This is a genomic window from Martinezella paranaensis (assembly GCF_014200235.1).
Lineage (GTDB): Bacteria > Pseudomonadota > Alphaproteobacteria > Rhizobiales > Rhizobiaceae > Rhizobium > Rhizobium paranaense.
Genome location: NZ_JACHBI010000008.1, coordinates 158536 through 182290 on the forward strand (window position 1 = coordinate 158536; position 23755 = coordinate 182290).

At 60.4% G+C, this 23755-nt stretch carries 19 protein-coding genes; 6 read left to right on the top strand and 13 right to left on the bottom strand.

Translation table 11 applies throughout. The annotated features are described in order from the left end of the window. Positions 1-4: 4 nt before the first annotated feature. The 3 genes from GGD50_RS20145 to GGD50_RS20155 all read left to right on the top strand — a co-directional run bounded on the left by GGD50_RS20145 (position 5) and on the right by GGD50_RS20155 (position 2832). The gene (locus tag GGD50_RS20145) at positions 5-745 is read left to right on the top strand and encodes an amino acid ABC transporter permease (RefSeq protein ID WP_183938796.1); all 741 of its coding nucleotides are present in this window, start codon (positions 5-7) and stop codon (positions 743-745) included. A 13-nt stretch (positions 746-758) separates the two neighbouring features. Beyond that, a complete protein-coding gene (locus tag GGD50_RS20150; protein ID WP_425503988.1) occupies positions 759-1550 on the top strand; it encodes an amino acid ABC transporter ATP-binding protein in 792 nt (263 codons plus the stop codon). Between the two features lie 76 nt (positions 1551-1626). Continuing rightward, on the top strand, positions 1627-2832 hold the full coding sequence (locus tag GGD50_RS20155; protein WP_183938798.1) for an NAD(P)/FAD-dependent oxidoreductase: 1206 nt from the start codon (positions 1627-1629) through the stop codon (positions 2830-2832). A gap of 21 nt (positions 2833-2853) precedes the next feature. Here the strand turns inward: GGD50_RS20155 and GGD50_RS20160 are convergent, their stop codons facing one another. The 7 genes from GGD50_RS20160 to GGD50_RS20190 form a co-directional block, all read right to left on the bottom strand. Then, positions 2854-4245, bottom strand: coding sequence for an LLM class flavin-dependent oxidoreductase (locus tag GGD50_RS20160; RefSeq protein WP_183938799.1), 1392 nt, complete (start codon positions 4243-4245; stop codon positions 2854-2856). 33 nt (positions 4246-4278) lie between these two features. Continuing rightward, positions 4279-5256 (bottom strand): ABC transporter permease, encoded by a 978-nt coding sequence (locus GGD50_RS20165; protein WP_183938800.1) that lies wholly within the window; start codon positions 5254-5256, stop codon positions 4279-4281. A gap of 1 nt (position 5257) precedes the next feature. Then, complete coding sequence (locus GGD50_RS20170; protein ID WP_183938801.1) at positions 5258-6277, bottom strand: ABC transporter permease; 1020 nt, start codon at positions 6275-6277, stop codon at positions 5258-5260. After that, positions 6267-7814, bottom strand: a complete 1548-nt coding sequence (locus GGD50_RS20175) for a sugar ABC transporter ATP-binding protein (protein WP_183938802.1) — start codon at positions 7812-7814, stop codon at positions 6267-6269. Before GGD50_RS20175 ends, GGD50_RS20170 begins: the two co-directional genes overlap by 11 nt. 61 nt (positions 7815-7875) lie before the next feature. Next, positions 7876-8886 (bottom strand): sugar ABC transporter substrate-binding protein, encoded by a 1011-nt coding sequence (locus tag GGD50_RS20180; protein ID WP_183938803.1) that lies wholly within the window; start codon positions 8884-8886, stop codon positions 7876-7878. Positions 8887-9000: 114 nt separating this feature from the next. Further along, on the bottom strand, positions 9001-10059 hold the full coding sequence (locus GGD50_RS20185; RefSeq protein ID WP_183938804.1) for an ABC transporter permease: 1059 nt from the start codon (positions 10057-10059) through the stop codon (positions 9001-9003). After that, positions 10056-11540 (bottom strand): sugar ABC transporter ATP-binding protein, encoded by a 1485-nt coding sequence (locus GGD50_RS20190; RefSeq protein WP_183938805.1) that lies wholly within the window; start codon positions 11538-11540, stop codon positions 10056-10058. Before GGD50_RS20190 ends, GGD50_RS20185 begins: the two co-directional genes overlap by 4 nt. Before the next feature lie 234 nt (positions 11541-11774). On the opposite strand from GGD50_RS20190, the gene GGD50_RS20195 reads away from it, so the two are divergent. Together GGD50_RS20195 and GGD50_RS20200 are read left to right on the top strand one after the other, a co-directional pair. After that, positions 11775-12821, top strand: a complete 1047-nt coding sequence (locus GGD50_RS20195; protein ID WP_183938806.1) for a substrate-binding domain-containing protein — start codon at positions 11775-11777, stop codon at positions 12819-12821. Positions 12822-12895: 74 nt separating this feature from the next. Further along, complete coding sequence (locus tag GGD50_RS20200; RefSeq protein WP_183938807.1) at positions 12896-14104, top strand: acyl-CoA dehydrogenase family protein; 1209 nt, start codon at positions 12896-12898, stop codon at positions 14102-14104. A gap of 75 nt (positions 14105-14179) precedes the next feature. On the opposite strand, the gene GGD50_RS20205 is transcribed toward GGD50_RS20200, so the two are convergent. From GGD50_RS20205 to GGD50_RS20215, 3 genes are all read right to left on the bottom strand, one after another. After that, entirely contained in the window at positions 14180-15394 is a 1215-nt protein-coding gene (locus GGD50_RS20205) for an SfnB family sulfur acquisition oxidoreductase (RefSeq protein WP_183938808.1), read from the bottom strand. Between the two features lie 254 nt (positions 15395-15648). Then, complete coding sequence (locus GGD50_RS20210) at positions 15649-16890, bottom strand: Zn-dependent hydrolase (RefSeq protein ID WP_183938809.1); 1242 nt, start codon at positions 16888-16890, stop codon at positions 15649-15651. Beyond that, positions 16887-18098, bottom strand: a complete 1212-nt coding sequence (locus tag GGD50_RS20215) for a diaminopropionate ammonia-lyase (RefSeq protein ID WP_183938810.1) — start codon at positions 18096-18098, stop codon at positions 16887-16889. Before GGD50_RS20215 ends, GGD50_RS20210 begins: the two co-directional genes overlap by 4 nt. A gap of 168 nt (positions 18099-18266) precedes the next feature. Between GGD50_RS20215 and GGD50_RS20220 the strand changes: the two genes are divergently transcribed. Continuing rightward, a complete protein-coding gene (locus GGD50_RS20220; RefSeq protein WP_183938811.1) occupies positions 18267-18773 on the top strand; it encodes an Lrp/AsnC family transcriptional regulator in 507 nt (168 codons plus the stop codon). Positions 18774-18867: 94 nt separating this feature from the next. Here GGD50_RS20220 and GGD50_RS20225 read toward each other — a convergent pair whose 3' ends face one another. The 3 genes from GGD50_RS20225 to GGD50_RS20235 form a co-directional block, all read right to left on the bottom strand. Continuing rightward, positions 18868-20028, bottom strand: coding sequence for a M20 aminoacylase family protein (locus GGD50_RS20225; protein WP_183938812.1), 1161 nt, complete (start codon positions 20026-20028; stop codon positions 18868-18870). 298 nt (positions 20029-20326) lie between these two features. Further along, entirely contained in the window at positions 20327-22357 is a 2031-nt protein-coding gene (locus GGD50_RS20230) for a methyl-accepting chemotaxis protein (protein WP_183938813.1), read from the bottom strand. A gap of 393 nt (positions 22358-22750) precedes the next feature. Then, positions 22751-23542, bottom strand: a complete 792-nt coding sequence (locus GGD50_RS20235) for a helix-turn-helix transcriptional regulator (protein WP_246451352.1) — start codon at positions 23540-23542, stop codon at positions 22751-22753. Positions 23543-23755: the final 213 nt, after the last annotated feature.

Here is a 23755-nt window from a genome sequence, read left to right on the forward strand (position 1 = left end):
CGACATGAACCTTTGGCAACCTCTTGCTGAAATGTTTCAAGTTCCCTGGGGCGAATATGCGGCCAATCTGGGCGAGGGTCTTTTACGGACCCTTGCCTATACGCTAGCGAGCTTCATCGGTGCTGCAGCCCTGGGTCTTCTGCTTGCCTTGATGCGCCTCAATCGGCTGCGCGCCGTACGCCTGCCTGCGGTCATCTACACGGAAGTCTTCAAGAACGTACCGCTGCTGGCCATTATCTTCGTCACGTATTTTGGCTTGCCCTCGGTCGGCATAAGATTCAGCGTGTTCGTCGCTGGCGTCTTGAGCCTGGTGCTGTTCTATGCGGCCTATCTGTCGGAGATCTTTCGTGCAGCGATTGCCGGCATCCACCCTGGCCAAAACGAGGCGGCGCATGCATTGGGTCTCGGACGCGCGACCACTTTCGGTCATGTGATCCTGCCCCAAGCGCTTCGCCTCGCGCTGCCGGGTACCAATACGATGTTTGTGGATCTGCTCAAGTCGACATCGCTGCTGGTGACCATCTCGGCGGCGGAGCTGATGACAAGGGCGCAATTGATTGCCTCGGAGACGTTTCGTTCACTCGAAGTCTATCTGGTGATCGCCGCAATCTATTTTGCCGTCTGCTACCCCCTTTCGCAAAGCCTGCTCTGGCTTGAGCGCACTATTCACGCAGGCGTTCCCTTGTCGCTTGGTCGCCGGCGAAGGCTCCGGCTGGCGCAGGCTTTGATCCAAAACGGGGGCTAGGCGAATGGCACATATGACAGTCGAAACTGCTGGCATCGCGGCTCCTTCCGACAATGCTGCGGCAATCAAGATCAGGGGTCTTCGGAAATCGTTCGATGGAAGACTGGTGCTCGATGGCATCGATCTCGACGTTCCGCGCGGCCGCATCATCAGCATCATCGGTCAAAGCGGGGGCGGCAAGACGACCCTCATGCGTTGCGTGAATCTGCTTGAACAGCCCGACGACGGCTCTATCGAAATAAATGGCGAGGCGATCTTTGTAAAAGGTGCGGTGACTTGCAAAGACCTTGCCAGATTGCGCCAGCGCGTCGGCATGGTGTTCCAGCGCTTCAACCTATTCCCGCATCTGACCGCTGTGGAGAATGTGGTTCTCGCCCAGATGCACGCGGCGGCTGTCGGGGAGGGGGAGGCTGTCGAGCGTGCGGTGCGATTGCTGACGCGGGTCGGGCTCGTACACCGGGCAATGGCCTACCCGGAGCGCATGTCCGGGGGTGAGCAGCAGCGTGTCGCCATCGCGCGTGCTCTTGCGCTCTCGCCGACCGTACTCCTGTTCGACGAGCCGACATCTGCGCTTGACCCGGAATCGACCGGCGAAGTGCTGCGTGTGATGCGTGAACTCGCAAACGACGGGATGACGATGATCATCGTCACGCACGAGCTGCCATTTGCCCGGGAAGTATCGGACTGGGTCGTCTTCATCGATGGCGGCCGGATCATTGAACAGGGACCGGCAGCGGATGTACTCGACAACCCTCGGGAACCTCGAACCGCTGCCTATGTCGCGCGATACGCAAAACCGGCCTGACCGCAGGGCACGTCAGCGCACCCACCTGGATCTTGGGTGCGCTACCGATCGGTTCCTCTAAAGACTCATGGATGAGATGAATAGGATTTCGACAGATATCGCCGTCGTTGGCGGTGGCGTCATTGGCTTGGCCATCGCACTTCGGCTTCGCGCCGACGGACGTGAAGTCATGATCATAGAGCCGAACGAACCGGGCTCCGGCGCTTCTTACGGGAACGCCGGGACGGTAGCGAACTACGCGGTCATACCGGTCGGGACGCCATCCGTTCTTCGAAACTTTCTGTCGCTGCTGCTTAATCCGAACAGTCCTCTGGCGATCCGCACATCCGCATTGCCGACCTTGTTTCCTTGGCTGGCGCGGTTTGCCTACGAATCTCTGCCACATCGCTATAGGGAAAATGCCGGCCAGATCGCCGAACTCGTCTCGGACGCGTCGTCAGCCTGGACCGAATTCGCCGCCGAGATAGGCGCATCGAATTTCCTGTCGGCAAAGGGTTGTCTTTACCTTTATCACACGCGCAAGGCGTTCCAGGCAGCCTGCGCGGACATTGAGCTGCGTCGCAGCTATGGCGTTTCGCAAGAGCTTCTCTCGGCCAGCGAAGTACTTGGGCTTGAGCCGCGGCTTCCAGGGTTCGAAGGCGGCGGCCTCTTCTTTCCCAAAGCCATCAACCTTAGCGATCCGGGCGAAGTGATGCGCCTTCTGTCTGCGGCGGTGAAACGGGTTGGCGTCGAATTCGTCCAAACCTCTGTGACCGGCATGTCACGCAAGCAGAATGGCCTGCGTATCGCGGCGTCGCCATACGAAGTGCATGCCCATACCGTGGTTATCGCCGCTGGCGCCCATTCACGCAAACTGGCTGCGGAGATTGGCGATCCCGTGCAGCTCGATACCGAGCGCGGCTACCATGTCGAATACGACATGCCGGAACCACCCATCGAGCGGCCGGTTTGCCCGACAGCACATGGCTTTTATTTCTGTCCGTTGCGAGGACGGCTGCGTGTTGCCGGTCTGGTGGAACTCGGCGGCCTTACCGCTCCGGAGAACCCGCAACTCTTGCAAGCTCTGGCGCGGAATGCTCGCCGCTTCTTTCCCGAACTCGGTGCGCCAAGTCGTACATGGCTTGGCTTTCGCCCTTCGATGCCCAATTCCGTGCCGGTTATCAGGCCATCGAAAGGCGGCAAGGACGTTATTCTTGCCTTCGGGCATGGGCATATAGGGTTGACCCTGGCCCCCCGCACCGCCCGGTTGGTTAGCGCGATACTGACGAGCAAAGGCAAATAAGCGTCCAGCGACCAACGCCCGTCATTCTGCTGCCACCTTGGACTGGCGCGACAAGATGCGATAGGCGGCTCCGGGGTGCGGAGCAACCAGCCGCGGCCCCGCTTGTCCAAGCTTTTCGCGCAGCGTGCCCTGCCGGTACTCGGTCTTGTAGACGCCGCGCTTCTGCAGCTCGGGCACCAGCAAATCGACGGCATCCTCGAAACTTTCTGGCGTCACCGCATAGGCGAGGTTGAAGCCGTCGACATCGGTATCCTCGATCCATTCCTGCATCAGGTCGGCGACGGTCTGCGGCGAGCCGACAAAGACCGGTCCGAAACCGCCAACGCCCACCCAGTCCGCCATTTCGCGCACCGTCCATTCCTTGGTCGGATCGATGGTGGTGAAAGTCTCGACGGCCGATTGCACCGCATTGGTATGACGGTGCCGCAGCACCCCGTCCGGTCCGAACTGGCCGAAATCGATACCGGTCCAGCCGGAGATCAGCGTCAACGCACCTTCGAAGGATGCATATTTGCGGTATTCGTTGAACTTCCGCTGCGCCTCGGCATCCGTCTCGCCGAGAACCACGGTTTGCAGGTTAAAGGCAAGGATGTCGCGGGGATTGCGGCCGGCGCGTTCGGCCGCCTCGCGGACATTGGCAACATAGCGTTTCAGCACGGGTTTCGACGGGGAGGCGACGAAGATGCATTCCGCATGGGCGCCGGCGAAATCCTTGCCGCGGCTTGAGGCCCCGGCCTGGTAGAGAACCGGCGTGCGCTGCGGCGAGGGCTCGCTCAGGTGAATGCCGGGAACCGTGAAGTATTTGCCGGAATGGCTGATCGGATGGACTTTTTCCGGATGGGTGAAGATGCCCTTTTCGCGATCGCGAACGACCGCATCGTCCTCCCAGCTTCCTTCCCAGAGTTTGTAGCAGATCTGGAGATATTCGTCGGCGAGATCATAGCGGTCATCATGGTTGGTCTGTGCCGGCTGGCCGATATTGAGTGCGCCGCTGTTCAGATAGGAGGTAACGATATTCCAGCCGACGCGACCCTTTGTCAGATGGTCGAGCGTGGAGATACGCCGGGCAAAGGTATAGGGATGCTCGAAGGAGAGCGAGGCCGTCAGCCCGAAGCCGAGATGTTCGGTCTCATAGGCCATGGTCGGAATAAGCTGCAGGGGATCGTTGACGGGCACTTGCGCCGAATGGCGCAGGGCTGCATCGACATTGCCGTTCAAGACATCATAGACGCCGAGCACGTCGGCGATGAAGAGACCGTCAAACTTGCCGCGCTCCAGCGTCTTTGCCAGATGCACCCAGTAATCCAGGCCCTTGTAGGTCCAGGACTTATCACGCGGATGCCGCCACAGCCCCGGCGACTGGTGTCCGACGCAATTCATGTCGAAGGCATTGAGCCTGATTTCACGGGTCATGTCATTCTTCCTGCATCTATCGGCGAGCATCGTTTAGGCGCCGACGGTTTTTCTATTGATGAAACTGAAGGCGAGCACGGCGAGGATCAGCGTGCCGGTGCCCACCTGCTGCCAGTAGAAGTTCAGGCCCGTCAGCAGCAGGCCATTGGCAACGATGCTGAGCAGCAGGACGCCGAGAACGGTGCCGAGGACATTGGGCCGGCCGAGCGGCGATAGGGTGGTGCCGATGAAGGTCGCGCCGATGGCGTTCAGGAGAAACGCATTTCCGGAGGAGGGGATGTAGACCGTCACCGTTGCCGTCAGGATGAGGCCGGCCACAGCGGCAATCACTCCGGCAAGAATGAAAGTGACGGCAACGGGGGCACCAAGTCCGACGCCGGAATAGCGCACGACGCTCGGCTGGATGCCAATTGAAACCACGATGCGTCCAAAGCGCGTGCGGGCTAACACCGCGGCCGAACCGGCTATGACCACGGCAGCGATCACCAGCGGCACCGGTACATTCGCGATTGTGCCGTGGCCGAGGAAGCGGAAGGCGGCGGGAACGCCCGAAGGCGGCAGATAGACCGGATTGCCGCCGTTGGTCAGTAGCTGCTGGAGACTGCGGCCGATGAACAGGGTACCTAGCGTCGCAAGAAATGGCGCGACACCGATCACGGAAACAAGGATTGCATTAAACGCGCCGACAAGCGCGCCAGCACCGAGGCCGGCAAGCAGAGCCAACGGCACCGGCTGGCCAGCCAGCACGAGGGAGACGAAGGCAAAGCTTGCAAAATCGACGGCCGTACCGACCGAAAGATCGATGCCACCCGAGGATACCGCAAAGGTCATGGCGATCGAGACGATGGCGAGCAGCGTGAAGTTGTTGACCAGAATACTCTGCAGGTTGCCGGGTGTCAGGAACGTTGGCGCCAGAATCGAGAAGACGGAGAAAACCGCAATGAGCGCCACGATCAGCCCATAGCGTGCGAGGCTGGCGACCGAGCGTCCGGCGAGGGTCGGAGCGGGCATGTCAGATCTCCCGTTTGCGCAGCAGTGTCGTGGCTGACACGACGATCAGGATGAGAAAGCCCTCAACACCGCTGACGAGTGTGCTCGGCAGGTTCAGGAGCTGGAAACCGTTGGTGAGGAAGCCGACGAACAGCGCCGAAATCAGCGTTCCAGGAATGGTCGGCACCAGGCGGCGCGAAAAGACGGAGCAGAGGAGCGCGATGACGACGACGGGCAGGAGCGCCTCGCCCGATCCTGTCGTGCTGCCGCTAAGATAGGAGACCGACAAGATACCGGCAAAACCACCGCAGAATCCGCTGGCAATGAAGGCGCCGGCAAGCAGGCGCTTGAGCGGCAGCCCGGCGGCGCGTGCCGCATCAGGAAACTCACCGATGGCGTAGAGCCTCAGACCGATCGGCGTGTATTGTACGATTGCCGTCGCGGCCGCCGTAAAGCCGATCAGGAGATAGGCGAGAACGGGGATGCCGAAACTGTCGGACGCCGAAATTGCGGTGAGAAAATCGGTCGAAGCGGGCACGACGGTATTCTCTGTAAGCACAAGTTCGAGGCCGGCCACGATGTTCATGACCGCAAGCGTCGCGAGCAGCGGCACGATGCCCACGAACACGACGGCGGCAGCGTTGACCGCGCCGATCGCAAGTCCTGTCAGCAGAGCGGCGGCGGCGGCTGTGAGATCGCCGTAGCCGAGTTTGATCAGCGTGGCATAGACTGCGGCACTCAGACCCATATTGGCCGCTATCGAGAGGTCGATGCCGCCGGTGACGACATTCGAACCGCCGGCGATCAGCACCACCGTCAGCCCGATTGCCAGCACGCCCGAAAGCGCCGACTGGCCGAGAACATTGCCGATATTGCCGACCGAGAGGAAATAGGGTGTCGTCAGTGAGAACGCGGCGAGGATCGCGGCGAAAGCAAGCAGGGAGCCGAAGCGCAGGAAGGCCACGGCCGCCTTGCCGCTCGATTGCGGCGCGGACTTGGAGGACGCAGTGGGAAGAGGCGCATACTGAACGTCAGCCGACATGGCGCAATCCTTCCGAAGCGCCGGTCGAGATCGACAGCACTTCATCCGTTGTGGTTTTCGAGGAGTCGAGTTCGCGGATCAGCCGGCCGCGGAAGAAGACCAAAATCCGATCGGTGATGCCGACCAGCTCCGGCAGGTCGGAGGAGAGAACGATGACACCGGCGCCGCGGGCGGCAAGCTCGCCGATCAGCGAGTAGATCTCGACCTTGGAGCCGATATCGACGCCGACAGTCGGCTCGTCCAGGAGATAGATTTCCGACTGACGGCTCAGCCATTTGGCGATCGCGACCTTCTGTTGATTGCCGCCCGAGAGCGTGCGGACAGGTGCATCACGCCCGGCGGTCTTGATCTGCAGCCGCTTGATCAGGTCGTTGGCATCGGAACGTTCACGCTTTTGATTGAGGAAGCCGAAGCTGTAGCGGGAAAGGCTCGGAAGGGTGATATTCTCGGTCAGGCTCAGATCGAGGCCGACGCCGTGTCCGCGCCGATCCTCGAGAACAAGCGCAAGCCGGCGGCTGACGGCTTTTGCGGGGCTGCGCGGCTGGGCCGCCCGCCCCTCTATTTCGATTTCGCCGCTTGCCGCCTGTTCCAGACCGAACAGCGTTCGGATCAGGTCTTTGGCTCCGGAGCCAAGCAGGCCGGTGATCCCCAGTACTTCCCCGCGCCGCAGGGTAAAGCTGACATCATCGAACCGGTTGGGCGTCGAAAGCGCTCGCACGTTTAGAATTGCCTCGCCCAGATCGACCTGGCGCTTTGGGAACATGTCTGCAATGTCGCGTTCGATCATCAGGCCGGCGATTGCCTTTGCAGAGGTTTTGCCGATGGGCAGCGACGCCACATCCAGGCCGTTGCGCAGCACGGTGACATGGTCGCACAGCGTCTCGATCTCGTTGAGGTAGTGCGAGATGTAGATGATGGTCACGCCTTCGTCGCGCAGGCGGCGGATCAGGCGGAAGAGGATGTCGGCCTCACGCCGGACAAGTGCGGCCGTCGGCTCGTCGAAGACAAGAACTTTCGGCTTGTGGAGCAGTGCGCGGGTGATCTGGACGATCTGCCTTTCGGCGGTCGACAATTCACCGATCAAGGCGTTCTTCGGCAGGCCCACGCCGAAATAATTGGCGAGAAGCTCGCTGGCGCGCCTCTGCATGGCGCGGCGATCAAGAAAAGGCGTGCCTCCAAGCCGCGTCTCGCGGCCGAGAAACAGCGCTTCGCCGACCGTGAGTGTCGGAACCAGCAGCCGGTCTTGGTGGATGAAATGGATGCCCAACTCTTGGCAGAGGTGTGGCGTCAGCCGGTCATAGGGCTTGTTTTCGATTTCGATCTGACCCTCATCCGGCGTGTGCAACCCGGCGAGCAGCTTGATCAGCGTCGATTTGCCGGCGCCATTTTGGCCGACGAGACCGTGGACGGTGCCGCGGCGAATGGCGAGCGATGCGCCAGCTAGTGCCTGTGCGCCGCCGAAACGTTTCACGACGCGGTTGAAGCGAATGATGACATCGTCATTCTCGGCCGGTAGCGTCGGGATGGATGCAGTCATGATGCAGCTTTCCGGAAAAAGGCGGACCTTGCGGCGTCGGGCCGCAAGGTCTGGTTTAGTGTCAACCGATGCCGAGCTTCTTGATGATCTCGCCAACGTTCTTCTTGTTGGCGAGCAGCGCCGGTACATAGGTCTCGCGCGGCAGCGTGTCGCCGCGAAGCAACTTGGCGACGTTGCGGATCGCCACACGGCCGATCTCGGCCGGCTGCTGAGCAGCATCGGCGCCAGCCGGCGAATTCGGATCGGCAACGAGCTGGAGAACCTCCGGGCTGCCGTCGACACCATAGGTGCGGATCTCATTGCGCCCGGCGGCGGCAATTGCCTGCGTTGCGCCGAGCTGCGGAATATCCCAGGCCGACCAGACGGCCTTGATCGAGCCCTTGTCGGGATTTTTATTGAGGATGGCTGTGATCTGCGTGAAGGCGTCCTGCACCGTATTGGGAATGACGTCACGCAGTTCCGGCTGGATGAGCTTCACCTTGGGGAAATACTTGATGACGTTGACGAGCTGGTCGTAGCGGATCGCGCAGGGCGTCACGCCATAGAAGCCGTTAAAGACGACGATATTGCCTTCCCCGCCGATGTCGGAGACGAGCTGCAGGGCGAGATCCTTGCCGATGCCCCAATTGTCCGACGTCGTGTTGTTGATCGAATTGGTCGAGCCGACATCGACGGTCAGCACCGGAATGCCGGCATCGCGGGCCTTCTTCAGCCAGGGATCGATAACGCTGAGCGTGCCGAGGATCTGCACCAGCGCATCCGGCTTCTGGGCAACCAGTGTCTGAAGCTGGGCAATCAGCTTCCCGTCGTTGCGGCCGGCATCGACTGCGATCGGTTCACCGCCGAGCCGCTTCACCTCTTCGATCTGGGCATTGTAAACCTGAAGATCGAAATAGTGGTCAGTGCCGGTGGCGCTGATGGCGATGCGCTTGCCTTTAAGCGAAAGACCGTCGTCTTCGGCCCTTGCCGCAGGTGCAAGCAGCATGCCCGCGCCAGCAAACGTCGCTCCGGCGACTGCCGCGAGCTTCAAGATGTCCCGGCGCCCAAAGCCGCCCTCAAGTCCTTCATTCATAACGATGTCCTTTCGATCCAATAATCTATAAACTATATAGATTTTATTGTAATAAGAGGTACGTTATTCCAAAAGCATTCGGTCGCGGGAAATTTCTGAGGCCGAATGCTGGACTCAGCGATCGGCGTTGCGGCCAGGGCCGTAGGTCAGCGCCAGCGCGCCGACGAGTACGGCGCCTTTGACGAAATCCTGCGTGTAATAGGGAGCATTCAGCATGGTGAGGCCGTTTAGCAGCACACCGACAAAGACGGCGCCGGCGACTGTGCCGAGCACATTCGGACGGCGCAGGTTGAGGACGGCAAAGCCGATCAATGCGGCAGCGACCGAGTCCATCAGCAGGGACCCGCCGGAGGAGACATCGCCACGCCCGACGCGGGCGGCGATCACGATGCCGCCGAGCGCTGCCAGCGTTCCCGAGATGACATAGGCAAGCGTCTTCAGCCGCCTCGTGGAAGCGCCGGCAAGCCGCGTCGCCACCTCATTGCCGCCGGTGGCAAACAGCAGCCGGCCGATGCGCGTGCGCTCGGTCAGCACGAAGAGGACGATGGCGACGACCGCCATCAGCACGACGGAAACGGGCAGGGTACCGAACAGGCTATAGCGGCCGATCAGCAGGAAGGCGGGATCATAGCTGCCGGTCGCCTTGGAGCCGTCGGGCAGGACCAAGCCTGCCGAGATGGAGCGCCCAGCCGTCGGAATGAGCTGCAGACCTGACAGCAGGAACATCACGGCGAGCGTGGCCAGCAGATCAGGCACACGCAGGCGCACGATGAGAAAGGCGTTGATAAGCCCGACGGCAGCGCCGAATGCAAGCACCAGCGGCGCGGTGGCGAAGGCATTCAGATGCCAGACGATCATGGCGTAGCTGGCCGCCATGACGCTGGAGGCAGCAACCGCGCCGATCGACAGGTCGAAGCCACCGACGGCGAGCGTTACGGTGACTCCGGCGCCGAGGATCGCAACGACGGATACGGCTTGCAGGATGCTCATCAGGTTGCCGATATTGATGAACGCCGGTTCGGCGTAGGTGAAGCCGATCACCATGAGCCCAAGCAGGATGAAGACCGCACCGGCGCGCAGGAAACTGCCGAGCGCTACCGCTGGGTTGTTCCGGTCATAGTTTTCCGGTGTTGCGCCGGCCTTTGGCAGCGCCTCGTCATCGATGGTCGTCATGCGGAAATTCCCTGTAGGGCTGAAGAAGAGGCGAAATCGGCGGCAACTGGCCGCAGCGTGTGACGGTCGATGGTCAGAATGCGGTCGGCGACCTCGTAGGCCTCTTCGGGATCGGATGTTGCGATCAGCGTGGCACGGTCGGTGCGAGCGCGGATCGCCTGGATGATATCGTGGCGGGCGCCGACATCGACGCCCTGGAAAGGTTCGTCGAGCAGCAGCAGCCGGCTCGGTTCGGCCTCCCAGCGGGCGATCACCGCCTTTTGCTGGTTGCCGCCCGACAGCGTCCAGACGGAGGCGAGTGCACCGGTGGCCTTGATGCCAAGGCGGGAAATCGCCTTTTCAGCCTCACGCCGCTCGCGGCCGCCGAAAAGCAGACCGCGCGGATACCACTTGGCAAGATGCGGCAGGCTGATGGTGGCGGCCAGCGAATTGCCGGGCCAGGCGGCCGGCATGAGCGACGAGCGATGGCGGTCTTCCGCCGCCATGGCGACACCTCCGGCAATTGCATCGGCCGGCGATCTCGGTCGATAGGGTCTGCCGTCAAGCCGCATCTCGCCGCCGGCAAAGCCTCCCACGCCGAAGATCGCCGAGAGCAGGCGGCTCTTGCCGGCACCGAGCACGCCGGTTATTGCGACGACCTCGCCCTCGTGCAGGGTCAGATCAAAGGGCCTGCTCGTCGGTAGAAGACGCATGGCGCGCATCTCGAAGATGGCCGGGCCAGTCGCCGGTCGCGCATCCGCTCTCGCCGCTTCTAGCCTGCGGCCGATCATCATTTCGATGGCGCTCGGAAAATCGATAGGGCGGGAGAAGCTGCCGACGATACGGCCGCCGCGCATGACGAGCGCCTGATCGGCAATCGCTTCGAGATCGGCAGTCCTGTGGGAGATATAGAGGATCGCAAGGCCCCGCGCCCGAAGGCTGAGCAGGATATCGAACAGGCGCCGGCTCTCCTCGGCCGAAAGGCTTGCGGTCGGCTCGTCGAGGATCAGCAATTCAGCCTTGTTCGATAACGCGCGGGCGATTGCAGCGAGTTGCCGGTCCGCAGCGGAGAGGTCGCCGAAATCCCTGTCGAGCGGCAGCGAGAAACCAGCGGTATCGAGCATTGCGCGCGCTTCGCGACGCACGCTTGCTCGCGAGACGAAGAAGGGCGTGCCCCGCTCGGCGAAGCGATGCAGAAGAAGCGCATCGGCGACCGTCAGACCGGCTGCTCCGACAAGATCGGTGGACTGATGCACAGTCACGACCCCGGCCTTCGCCGCCTCGGACGGGGTTTTGGGCGAAAAGGGCCGGCCGTTCAGTCTGATCGCGCCGCCGTCGGCCGAAAGCACGCCCGACAGTATTTTCACCAGCGTCGATTTGCCCGCGCCGTTGGCGCCCATCAGTGCGACGATCTCGCCGCGTTCAATGGAGAAATTTGCGCCTGAGAGCGCGCGCGTGGACCCGAAACTGCGGGTGACGTTTTCGACATGAAGAAGTGGCATCGGGCAAATCCGAATTTGCATTCGAGCCGCAATATTGGCCTGCGGGGTGCCTGATCTTCGAGGCAAGCCTTTGCCGAGGGAATGCGCGGCGGGAATAAAGAATCTCCTGAAGCGCGGAAAATCGGATCATTTAATCTACTAAAAAGATAGAGTTTATATCTAATGAATTCATGCGTCGCGAGGAGTTGCCAACCTGTCAGACGACGCTTCCGATTGATCAGAAGGATCGCGACGATGAAATCCCTCGCACGGCTGGCGCTCTCCGCAGCCGCAATCTCTTTTTCCCTCTATCAGCCTTCCTTTGCCGCTGGCCTCAGCGGCGCGCCTGCCCCCTTCGACAAGGGCGGCGTCAAGGTTGCGCTGATCAGCTATATCTCGGCCGGCGACTTCTTCCAGGCCTATCAGTCGGGCGCGGAAGCCCAGGCCAAGGCGCTCGATATAGACCTGCGCGTCTTCCCAGGCCGGCAGGATGCAGCCGAGCAACGCGAACAGATCCTTCAAGCGATCAATCTCGGTGTCGCCGGGATCGTCATCGACCATGGCTTGCCGGAATCGCTCAGCGATGTCGTTCAGCAGGCGCTGGACAAAGGCATCAAGGTCGTCGCCTTCGACGTCAACCTGAACAACCCCAGGATTCCGCAGGTGGAGCAGAGCGACCACGAGCTTGCCGAGCACGCGCTGGAGCAGGTGGTGAAGGACAACGGCAAGAGCTTCAAAGCCGGCTATGTCTATGTTGCCGGCTTCGCGCCGCTCGACCGTCGCAACGAAGTCTGGGAGAAGTTCAAGTCGGAGAATTCCGGCGTGGTCGAAAAGGCCCGCTTCGGCAATGTCAGCGATACGACGGCGACCTCGACCGCCGACCAGGCCAAGGCTGCCTTGACCGCCAATCCTGACATCAGCGTCGTCTTCGCGCCATATGACGAATTTGCCCGCGGCGTGAAGCTTGCGGCGAACGATCTCGGTATTGCGGGCAAGCTGAAGATCTATTCGGCCGACGTGTCGACCGCCGATATTCAGGAGATCACCGAAGAAGGTAGCCCGTGGGTCGCGACGGTCGCGACCAATCCCGCCGTGGTCGGCGCCGTTTCCGTTCGGGCCGCAGCTCTCCAGATTGCCGGCGTGGAGATTCCCCATCAGATCACCGTCAAGCCGACATTGCTGACGCAGGAAAGCCTGCGCGCGGCCGGCGTCAAGACGATCGAGGATCTGGCGCAGAAGGTCCCGGCCTTCAACACGAGCGGCGCGATAACCGCGAGCTGGATTCCGGACAAGCTTTTCTAAGCTGCGACGCTCGATCTTCCGGCGGGGGCGTGCGGCCCCGTCGATCCATTTTTCAGAAACTGGAGTTCCGACCCATGAGCCAGTCCAATGTCGTCTTCGCGACCAATCGCAGCACGACGCGAGAGGACCTCTTTGCCCGCGCCGAAGAAATCTCGGCCAGCCTTACCAAACGCGCCCCGGAGCTTGACCGCGAAGGCCGCCCGCCGCGTGATGAAATCGTCAAACTCAAGAATGCTGGTCTGCTGAATGCCCTGCATCCGACGCAGATCGGCGGTGGCGGGCTCGATTGGGTTGATGGGCTGCGGCTGGTACGCATCCTCGCGCGCGGCGAAAGCTCCATCGGCCAGCTTCTTGGCTATCACTACGTCAACAGCCAATACGTCTATTGGGCGCTCGATGAAGCGCGCGCCCATGCGCTGGGTTCTGAAACCGTTGTGAAGAACCTCTATTGGGGCGCGGCCGTCAATCCGCGCGATCCGGGCCTTGTTCTCACCCACCGTGGCAACGGTTACGTGCTGAATGGGCGCAAGTCCTTCTCCACGGCAGCCCATGTTTCCGACTACATCAACGCCAATGCCGCACTCGACGACAAGGTCGTCGGTTTTGCCGTGCCGACCAGCCGGCCGGGCTATACGGCCAATGACGATTGGGACAATTTCGGCCAGCGGCTATCCGACAGTGGCAGCGTAGAATTCCATGATTTCCCTGTCTATGAAGAGGATTTTGTTGGTGCTCCGACCGCCCCCGACGCGGCTCCGTCGGTGCTTTCGACCTTCAACACCCCGTTCATCCAGCTCGTCTTCGTCAATTTCTATCTGGGTACAGCCGAGGGGGCGCTTCGAGCTGCCGTCGACTATGTGCGCGCGACAACACGTCCCTGGGTGACGTCAGGTGTCGCGCGTGCTGCCGATGACCCCTATATCCTTGAGCGGGTTGGCGAGTTCACCGCCGCGCTCAAGGCATCCGTCGCGTTGGCGGATACGGCGGCTGCCGCAGTGCAGGCAGGGCTTGCAAAGGGCCATGCCGTCACGGCCCGCGAGCGTGGCGAAGCGGCTGCGGCTGCCTATGCCGCCAAGGTGCACGCCACCCATGTCTCGCTCGATATCACCTCCCGCGTCTTCGAGTTGACCGGCGCACGCTCGACGGCAGAGAAACATCGCTTCGACCGTTTCTGGCGCAACGTGCGAACCCATACGCTGCATGACCCGGTTTTCTACAAGGCCAAGGAAGTCGGCGAATTCGTGCTGAACGACAAAATCCCGGAAGTCAGTCTCTATAGCTGAGGTCAGGCATATCGTTCACAAGACAAAACCCCATTCCCGGCGCCGGGAATGGGGTTTTCATTTTCTGCGGGCAAATCAGAGCGCGCCGTTCTTCGGCGGTATCACCCCGTTCAGATGGTAGTTGCCGACGACGTGGTACTTCCAGCGCACAGGATCGTGCAGCGTATGGGTGCGCGCATTGCGCCAGTGGCGATCGAGATTGAGGCCGATCTGCACAGAGGAAGTTCCGGCAAGCTCGAAGAGCGTGCTTGAGGCCTCAAGCGCCACCTCGGTCGTCAGCACCTTGGCGGCGACAACTGCAAGCGTCGCTTCGACAACGGTCGCTTCCGTCGTCTCGATCTGGGCCGCATCGACCTTGCGGCCGGCGTGTTCGATCAGTGCTGTCGCGGCCTCCAGCCGGATCGCGATCTGCCCAACCTTTGATATCGTCAGCGGATCGTCGGCGGCGCGCTCCACGCCACTATTCATCCAGGGGCGCGATTTGGTGCGCACGAATTCCAGCGTTTCCGCAAAGGCGGCGCGCGCGATGCCGAGATCGATGCCGGCATGGATGATCTGGCCGACGGAGCCGATCGTCGTCGGCCGCTCGAAGCCCTTATGATGAAGAACGACGGAATCAGCGTGGACATAGACGTTGTTGAAGATCGTCGTACCGCTGCCCGTCGTGCGCTGCCCGAAGCCGTCCCAGTCGTCGATAATCTCGACACCTTCAGTACCTTTGGGCACGAAGGCCATCACCATCTGGTCCTCTTCATTCAGCGCAAAAACCGTGACCCAGTCGGCAAACAGAACGCCGGTCGAGTAATATTTGGTGCCGTTGATGCGATAGCCGGGTCCGTCCCGCGTTACGCGGGTATTGTAGTGCCCGACTGTCTTCGTGCCGCGCTCGGAAAGCGCATTGCCGAAACGGTCGCCGGCGAGCGCTCGACCGAAGAAATACCGCTGCTGCTCCTCGCTACCGTCCGTGCGCAGCGCCTCCAGAATGTAGAAGTGGTTTTGTGGGATCTGGCCGATCGAGCCATCTGCTTCCGCGAGAATCGCGGTCACCTCCGCCAGGACTGCGTTCGAGACGTCGATCCCACCATATTCCATGGGAATAGCGATCGCCAAAAGGCCGGATTGCGAAAGCTGGTCGAGTTCGGCGAAGGGCAACCGGCGTTCCGCATCGCGGTCCGCGGCGGTGGCGGCAAATTGGGCGGCGAGCCTGCGCGCGGTCTCAAGCGCCTCGTCAGGACTTGCAATTCGATTTACTGCAGGCTGGGTTATGTGAATGACAATGGGCGCGCCCATGCCTTAGCTCCTTGTTCTGCCGGCAGACATTGGAAGCGTCCGGCGTGTTTTCGACCTCGGCGCAGCGGTCAGCGCCTTCGGCTCCAATCTAGGCACCAAGGAGGTCGAGCGAGCAAAGGCATAATTTCTATAAATAATATAGATTATAAAACGCCGTTTCTCCAAAGGGCCGGGCACCTCGCATAGGCTCGCGGCTCCATCGAAAAGCGAGAAGACTTTGGGTCAAGAGAGGCCAGCCGCGGGTGAAGGCTGCGTCAGTGCGTCTTCGCCGCAAGCCGCCGGACAACATCCAGGAGCATGTTCGCTCCCGCGATTAAGTCCGCATCGGATGTGCTTTCCTTTGGATTGTGGCTGATGCCGCCAGTGCTGGGGACGAAGATCATCGCTGCGGGCGCGATCCTCGCAATCATCTGTGCATCGTGCCCGGCACCGGACGTCATGCGCCGGCATGAGTGACCGCGGCTCTTAGCAGCGCCTTCGATCATCTCAACGATATTCCGATCGAACTGCACCGGCTCGAAACGAGCCAGACCCTCGACTTCGATCGAGACGCCTTCCTGGTGCTCAAGCTCGTCCAGAAAGGCAGCCAGTGCGGCCTCTTCTTGTTGCAGGCGGCTTTCGTCCGGATCCCGCAGATCGACCGTGAACACAGCTCGTGACGGAATGACGTTGATGGCGTTCGGCTGGAACTCCATACACCCGACCGTAGCGACCGTCGGCGTATTGGAATTCTTCGCTCGGTCCCGAAGGAAGGTAATCACCCGTGCGGCAACATAGCCTGCGTCGCGCCGCATCGAGATCGGCGTCGTGCCAGCGTGGTTCGCGTCGCCCTCGATCGTCACCTTCTGCCAGGATATGCCCTGCAGATTTTCGACGGCACCGATCTGGACGCCTTCGCGTTCGAGCACCGGACCCTGCTCGATGTGCAGCTCGATATAGGCATAGGGACGCATGAAGCCCGGTTCATGCGCTCCATCGTAGCCGATGCGTTCCAGTTCCCTGCCAAGGACGCTGCCGTCCGTGCCGACCGTCGCCAGCGCGATCTCGGCATCGAGACCGCCCGCGTAGACGAGCGATCCCATCATATCCGGAGCGTAACGGACGCCTTCCTCGTTGGTGAATGCCGCCACCACGATTGGCTGCGACGGCTCGAATCCGGCCTCCAGGAGTGTCTCTATCACCTCAAGTCCCGACAGCACGCCGTAGCATCCGTCATAGATGCCCGCATTGATGACGGTGTCGATGTGAGAGCCGAGCATGAGGGGCGCCTCCTCGGTCACGCTGGCTGGCTTCCATATCCCGAAAATGTTGCCGATGCGGTCGATCGTAACTTCCAGCCCTGCCTGCTCGATCCAGGAGACGAACTTGTCGCGGCCCAGCTTTTCGGAGTCCGTCGCAGCGAGACGGCTGAGTTGACCGCCGCTATCCCGGCCGATGTTACCGAGTTCCACCAGACGGCTGAGCAGCCGCGCGGGATTGATCGAATTGTCGCTCATCCCGCGACCCTTTCCATATTTCTTGACAGAACTTCTGAGGGCGTCGCTCCGATGAGCTCTTCATAGAGGTTCGGATCCGTCGCGCCTTCAGTGTTGATCAGGAATATGCGCGACTGCGGTCCGAGGCCGATCTTGTCTCGCAGTGCCTTGTCGGCGGCCAGGTTCAGAAGGGCAGCAAGCCCGACGCCGCCGCTTTCGCCCGCGACCATCGCAGGGTCGGAACCCCTGGGGTTGGCGAGGAGCTTCATGGCCGCGATCGCCTCGGAGTCTTCAACTGCCATGAATGCGTCGGCGGTCCGCGAAAGGATGCGCCAGGCGACCAAGGACGGCTCATAGCATTCGAGCATCGCCATCACCGTGGCTTCGCCATGCTCGACCTTGACCGGATGACCGGCACGGGCGGTCTCGAAAAGGCAGGCCGCACGAGACGGATCGACGACGACGAAATAGGGGCGAGCGTCTCCAAGGAGGATGGAGAAATGGCCAGCCACCGTCGCGGCGATGCCGCCGACGCCTGCCTGCACGAACACATGGGTCGGCGGTTCCGGCATCTGCCGAAGCGCTTCGCTGAGAAGGGCGGTGTATCCTTGCATGACGAAGCGGGGGATGCGCTCGTAGCCGGGCCAGGATGTGTCTGAGACGGTGATCCAGCCCTTCTTTTCGGCGACGCGGGCAGCCTCGTGAACCGAGTCATCATAGTTGCCGTTTACGCGGATCATGTCGGCCCCGTAGCGCGCGATTGCAGCGACGCGTTGGGCGCTGACACCCGAATGAACGAAGATCGAGCACTTCGCACCGACGAACTGCGCACCCATGGCCACCGAGCGGCCATGGTTTCCGTCGGTTGCGCAGGCGAATGTCATCTTGGCGGCCACGGCCTTCACGTCGTCATTCTGCAGCTCGGAGACATCCACCTCTCGACCAAACTCTTTCGAGGCTTCCTCAAGGACAAGCCGGATTACGGCATAGGAGCCGCCAAGTGCCTTGAAGCTTCCGAGGCCAAGCCGATGTCCTTCGTCCTTGATGACAATCGATCCCACTCCGATTTTGCGCGCGAGTGCCGGCAATGAGACGAGGGGAGTGACGTTGTGGCCTTCGCGATGCCGCAGGAAGCGCTCAACTTCGTTGGCTGCCTCGGCACTCAGAATCTCGGCGTCTCCAGCCTCTAATGGCGTGCGAAAATCGGCTTGGTCGTTCAGCATGAACATCGTCGAGACGTCCTCTTTGAGTTGACGGTGAATGAGAATTACTTCATCTCGAACGAGAAAGGCGCTCCTTTTTGACGCCATTTATGCAACATTCGCTCGCCAACGCGAGGAAAATGGGTTTGAATCGCCAATTGAGGTGAAATCCTGAAGTCCACAAAGGAACGGAACATGCCGGAAAAGACGCGCGCCGATATGGTCGAACTCGATCGCTTCGACCTCGCGATCCTCGAAATTCTGCAGTGCGACAACAAGACGCCGCAGCGGTCGATCGCCGAGGCGATCGGCTTGTCGGCCCCGGCGGTCCAGCGGCGTGTGAAGCGGATGGAGGAAACCGGGACGATCATGGCCAATGTCGCGGTCGTCAACCCTTCACACGTTCGCCAAGAGATCTCGGTGTTCGTCGAAGTGGAGATGCATAGCGAGCATAAGGACATGCACGACCAGGCCAAAAAGGCCTTCAGCGAAGCACCCGAGGTGCAGCAGTGCTACTATGTCACCGGGGAGGTGGACTTCATCCTCCTCGTCGTCGTCCGGACGATGGCAGACTACGAGGCCATGACCAGACGCCTGTTCTTCGCCAACAACAACGTAAAGCGCTTCCGCAGCTTCGTCGCGATGGACAGGGTGAAGGTAGGCCTGAACGTTTCCCTCGATACCCGCCGAAACCGCACCTGAAGGAGCGGCACGCATGTATGCCCGAACTGATCGTCGGGCGCGGTCTGGTTCGTCTCTCTGCCTGTGGCGATCGGTTGGGAGCGGAGAAGAATTCTCAGTAGACGCGAAGACGTTCGCGGACGAATTCGCGGTGCAGGCTCGCTCCTAAAGGCAAGAGCGCGTCATTGAAGTCGAAGTTCGGATTGTGGAGCGGAGCGGAATCCTCACCGTTTCCCATGAACACGAAGCAGCCGGGAACATGCTCCAGGAAACGTGCGAAGTCTTCAGAAGCAGTCATCGGCTCGCGAGCAACGCGGACCTTGTCATCGCCTAAAACCTTGCGGGCCGCGGCGAAGGACACATTCACGAGTTCCTCGTCGTTCAGGGTGGGAACGAATTCCCTGGTGTAATTGACTTCGACCGCCACATTGTAGGCGAGGGCCGTTCCTTCGGCGATGATGCGCATCTGCTTTTCGATATCGCTGCTCACCTCCGGGCGGAAGCTCCGCGCATCGCCCAGGATCCGGGCAAGACCCGGAAGCGCATTTCGCGTTCCGTCCGTCAAAAGCTCCGTCACCGAGACAACTGCGATGTCGCCGGGGCTCAGCCGGCGCGAGACGATCGTCTGCAGATTGGTGACAAGGGCATACGCCGCAACGAGAACTTCGCTTCCTGCCTGCGGTTTGGAGGCGTGACCACCGACCCCGCGCAGGATGATCTCGAAATTGTCTTCGGCCGACATGACCGGGCCGACGTTGGTTTCGAAGGTGCCGACGGCCATTCCCGGCATGTTGTGGATGCCGAATATTTCCTCGAACGGAAAACGTTCCAGAAGGCCGTCCGACAGCATGGCCAGCGCCCCTTTTCCCCATTCCTCGGCGGGCTGGAACACGAACCGAACGGTTCCGTCGAAGTCATCGTCTTCGACGAGCATCTTGGCTGCCCCGAGAAGCATCGCCGTATGTCCGTCATGTCCGCACGCATGCATGACGCCCGGCGTCTGCGACTTGTGGCTGAAGCTGTTGTTCTCAGGGATCCTCAGGGCGTCCATATCTGCTCTAAGGGCGATCGAACGATTACCCGATCCGCGCGTCAGGGTACCCACGACTCCTGTCCCGCCGATACCCTCGACGACGTCGTCCAATCCGAACTCGCGCAGTTTCCCGGCGACGAAAGCGGCTGTTCCTTTTTCTTCGAAGCCGAATTCAGGATGGGCATGTAGATGACGGCGCCAGGCGGTCATTTCTTCGTGCAGTTGCTGCATCTCGAAACCCATACGTTTCCTCCCCGTAGACGCGGATACGCCATCCGGCACAAACACTACTTGGTCGAGGACAAGTCGGCATGCTCCGGGCTGCGGCGGCTCTTTCAACGAGTAGCGCATTCCCGATGATTTAACCGCTGTATTTTAGTCCCCGTTTTGAAACAAAAACTCGGTTGTGCTGCCAAAGGAACCGCAGCGGTCCCCTTTTCTAAAGCTTTCCAATCGGCGTGCTGCGATTGATTGGTAGATGCTCGCGACAGAGCAAATTCGTGGAGGCGTACTCAATGGTCGTTGAGCACGCCTCTGGCTATCAAAATTTGTCCCAATCGGCCTTGTGGGCCAAGGCTGCGTTGCCGGAGAAGGCGCCCGCGAGCTTGCGGCCAAGTGCGCGCGCTGGCGATGCAACCGGATTGGCGGTCTCACCGGCTGCGCGCGGTGCCGTCCCTGCCTCAAGCTTGAAGCGGGCGATGAGATCGCGAAGTTTGACTGCCTCGTCTGCCAGGCTGTTGGTGGCGGCGGTGGATTCCTCCACCATGGCTGCGTTCTGCTGGGTGACCTGGTCCATCTGATTGACGGCGGTGCTGACCTCGGAGAGGCCCGTCGATTGCTCCTTGGCGGCGGTTGCGATCGAATGCACGTGATCATTGATCTTCACCACATGATCCTGGATCGATGTGAGCGCCGTGCCGGTTGCCGTCACCAGCTTGACGCCGGAATTCACCTCTTCGCCCGAGCGGTTGATCAGCGTCTTGATATCCTTGGCGGCGTTTGCCGATCTCTGGGCCAATTCCCGCACCTCCTGGGCAACGACTGCAAAGCCCTTCCCGGCCTCACCCGCACGCGCGGCCTCGACGCCGGCGTTCAAGGCAAGCAGATTGGTCTGGAAGGCGATCTCGTCGATGACGTTGATAATCTGACCGATCTCGCCCGAGGCCTGCTCGATCCGCCCCATGGCGACAACGGCCTGCTTGACGATGGCGCTTGACTGTTCGGTGCTCCTGCGTGCCTCGTCGACCATATGGCTTGCTTCGAGCGCCCGTTCCGTCGAGCTCTTCACGGCGACCGTGATTTCCTCGAGTGCAGAGGAGGTCTCCTCCAGCGCGGCTGCCTGTTGCTCCGTTCGTTTTGAAAGATCGCCGGATGCCAGGCGCATGTCACCGGCATTGTTGCTGATCGTTTCGATCGCGGTGCGGACATCGCCAAGTACGGAGCGCAAATTGGCCATCGTCGCGTTGACGTTGTTCTTCAGTTCGCCGAAAGCCCCCTGGAACTCTCCGCGCATTGTCCCCGTCAGATCGCCTTCGGCCAGTGCGGCGACGACGCGACGGGTCTCGGCAACACCTTGGTCGACGGAGGCGACAAGCTCGTTGACGCTCGTCGCAAAGCGGTCGAGATCGGCATTGTCATAGGCCTTGGTGATGCGCTGCGTGAAATCGCCGGCGACCGCTGCCGATACGACGGCTCCGATGCTTAGCTGCAGATCGGCGCTTTTTGCATGCAGCGCCGCTTCCTGGGCATTCAATTCTTGCACCTTGATGCCGTTCTGCTTGAACACCTCGACCGCGCGCGCCATCGCACCGATTTCGTCGCGGCGACCGACATAGGGAATGCTCGTGCCGAGATCGCCGTCGGCGAGCAGACCCATGCTATTGGTCAACATATTGATAGGACGGGCGATCGTTTTCCCGCCGAATACGGCGGATGCGATCAGTGTCGCCATGACCAGCAGCCCGACACCAAGATTGAGCAGCAATACGAGTTTTGCTGCCGCATTTGCCTCGCCGTCAACCTGGGTCGCCATCGCCTTTGCCGATTCAACACCCTCATCGAGCAGTTTGGATAGCTCGTTCGTCATGCTGAGCATCCTTGCTTGGACGTCCTTTTCCTTCCCATCCAATGCTGCGCCACCATCTTTGCTCTGCAGCTCCGCCTTCATGACCTCAACCATGTCGTTCGTCGCAGCGAAAAAGCTCTCGGTCATGGCTTTAAGCTGTTCTATCCGGTCTCTGTTGACCTGCAATCTCAAACTGCCCTCGGCGTCGTCCAGATATTTGATTGCTGAGTGATGACGAGCTGCGATGTAATCAACGGCAGTGGTGAGTTCCTCCGCAGAGGAGGCAAGACGCAGATCGCGCACGCCGACCTGCATGCCGCGCAACGATGCCTTTGCATCGACGAGGTCGCGGGAGACAATCAACTGGCTTTTGAGATAGGCTGAGCGTTCATCGATCACCCGGCCGCCATAAAGCACGATCAAAAGCATCGCCGCGACCATGAAAATGCTAATAGCGGAAAGTGCGGCCAATTTGGCGCCGAGGCGCGACGAAATGGATGATAGCATTCGTATACTCTCAATCACCGCGAGATGCCGTCATAGGGCTCGCGGAAGCTAAAATATCGTCCTGCATCATGCATGCGATGTGCCAAGTATTGTGGCGGCGTGGAAAAGCTATGTCGCCCAAGAAAATCGATTAATCACCTGACATAAAAGTAAACGATCGTCTTTTATTAACCGTGGTCCATGAGGTTTTTGCGCAAATTGGACGATCCTGCATAAAATGGCTATTCAGGTGCAGGTTGTGGCCCATGTCGGATTGAGGAGCATCAATCCCATTCAACGGTTGTGCTCGGGGGATTCGGAAATATCGGCTGCGTCGAACTCAGCATCGCTTTCGGCGAGCATTGACCTGAGGGCAGGTTGGTCAGCCGTCGCTATCGCTTGGTGGCGACGATGTTATTCGCTCGTGGGTTTACGCTGCTTTGTTGCGTTGGATGGCATTTCGCCGAAGGACCTGCGATAAAGCGCAGCGAAGCGGCCCATATGGGAGAACCCCCAACTCTGGGCGATTTTCGCAATCGACAGAGAGGTGGTTGGATCCTGCAGTGCGTTGCGAGCGCCCTCCAAGCGGATTGTCCGCAGATAGTTGAGAGGTGTCGTGCCCTTGAATTGCTGAAAGGCAGCTTGCAGCGATCGAACGCTTGTGCCGGCGGCCTCTGCGATATCGGCGGTGTTCATCGGCGATGCGACATTGACGTGCATATACTCGATTGCTCTCTTCAAATGCCTGGGGATTGCCGGGGATGCTAATTTTGCGAGCCGCCCTGAATAGTTATTCGGGACCGTTTCCAGCAACGTGATCATCATCGCATTCAACAAATGTTCGATGAGCGTCGAAGGAGGGTGGGCAAAAAGGCTTGTGTCGAGACAGCTCCAAATAAGAGTTCCCAGCATCGCTATCTGCGCGCCTTTTGCGGTAGCCAGATTAATTGCGCCCATAAAACTGATGTCTTTGACAACGGGCGCATCCAGCAATGTGCTCAATTGCCGGATCATCGCGGACTTTTCGAACGCTATGCCGACATGGCTGAGGTCTACATGAGGAGTCAGTGCCTCAAAGCTTGACATGTCGCCCAATAGGACGGTTGTCGGCTTTGAAGTGCCCTGTCTATAGCTGGTTCCTATGGCTTTCGTATCCACAAATGGAACGTAGAGCACAAAGACATCAGGTCCGTCTGAAAGTTTCATTCTTATTTCGGAATGGCGTCTTCCATTCCAGATTCTGTAGTGCCCGACGTGGTAAGGCCGGTCTTCGACGGAGATCAGCGGGTCTCGTCGCAACGCTTCTATCATGAGTGGCGTCACGGACCGTGTATGGAGCTTGAACCTTTTGTCGCACTCGACATTTCTAATCTTGAAACCGACATGATCTACGTACCTCAGTCTTTGCTTGCGGCATTG

Excerpts from the sequence above, each read along its gene's own strand:
- GGD50_RS20215 (WP_183938810.1), bottom strand. The coding sequence starts at position 18,098 with ATGTTCATGCTGAACGACCAAGCCGATTTTCGCACGCCATTAGAGGCT.
- GGD50_RS20205 (WP_183938808.1), bottom strand. The coding sequence starts at position 15,394 with ATGGGCGCGCCCATTGTCATTCACATAACCCAGCCTGCAGTAAATCGA.
- GGD50_RS20145 (WP_183938796.1), top strand. The coding sequence starts at position 5 with ATGAACCTTTGGCAACCTCTTGCTGAAATGTTTCAAGTTCCCTGGGGC.
- GGD50_RS20185 (WP_183938804.1), bottom strand. The coding sequence starts at position 10,059 with ATGACGACCATCGATGACGAGGCGCTGCCAAAGGCCGGCGCAACACCG.
- GGD50_RS20170 (WP_183938801.1), bottom strand. The coding sequence starts at position 6,277 with ATGTCGGCTGACGTTCAGTATGCGCCTCTTCCCACTGCGTCCTCCAAG.
- GGD50_RS20210 (WP_183938809.1), bottom strand. The coding sequence starts at position 16,890 with ATGAGCGACAATTCGATCAATCCCGCGCGGCTGCTCAGCCGTCTGGTG.
- GGD50_RS20200 (WP_183938807.1), top strand. The coding sequence starts at position 12,896 with ATGAGCCAGTCCAATGTCGTCTTCGCGACCAATCGCAGCACGACGCGA.
- GGD50_RS20225 (WP_183938812.1), bottom strand. The coding sequence starts at position 20,028 with ATGGGTTTCGAGATGCAGCAACTGCACGAAGAAATGACCGCCTGGCGC.
- GGD50_RS20165 (WP_183938800.1), bottom strand. The coding sequence starts at position 5,256 with ATGCCCGCTCCGACCCTCGCCGGACGCTCGGTCGCCAGCCTCGCACGC.
- GGD50_RS20155 (WP_183938798.1), top strand. The coding sequence starts at position 1,627 with ATGAATAGGATTTCGACAGATATCGCCGTCGTTGGCGGTGGCGTCATT.
- GGD50_RS20230 (WP_183938813.1), bottom strand. The coding sequence starts at position 22,357 with ATGCTATCATCCATTTCGTCGCGCCTCGGCGCCAAATTGGCCGCACTT.
- GGD50_RS20190 (WP_183938805.1), bottom strand. The coding sequence starts at position 11,540 with ATGCCACTTCTTCATGTCGAAAACGTCACCCGCAGTTTCGGGTCCACG.
- GGD50_RS20220 (WP_183938811.1), top strand. The coding sequence starts at position 18,267 with ATGCCGGAAAAGACGCGCGCCGATATGGTCGAACTCGATCGCTTCGAC.
- GGD50_RS20195 (WP_183938806.1), top strand. The coding sequence starts at position 11,775 with ATGAAATCCCTCGCACGGCTGGCGCTCTCCGCAGCCGCAATCTCTTTT.
- GGD50_RS20160 (WP_183938799.1), bottom strand. The coding sequence starts at position 4,245 with ATGACCCGTGAAATCAGGCTCAATGCCTTCGACATGAATTGCGTCGGA.
- GGD50_RS20175 (WP_183938802.1), bottom strand. The coding sequence starts at position 7,814 with ATGACTGCATCCATCCCGACGCTACCGGCCGAGAATGACGATGTCATC.
- GGD50_RS20180 (WP_183938803.1), bottom strand. The coding sequence starts at position 8,886 with ATGAATGAAGGACTTGAGGGCGGCTTTGGGCGCCGGGACATCTTGAAG.
- GGD50_RS20235 (WP_246451352.1), bottom strand. The coding sequence starts at position 23,542 with ATGAAACTTTCAGACGGACCTGATGTCTTTGTGCTCTACGTTCCATTT.
- GGD50_RS20150 (WP_425503988.1), top strand. The coding sequence starts at position 759 with ATGACAGTCGAAACTGCTGGCATCGCGGCTCCTTCCGACAATGCTGCG.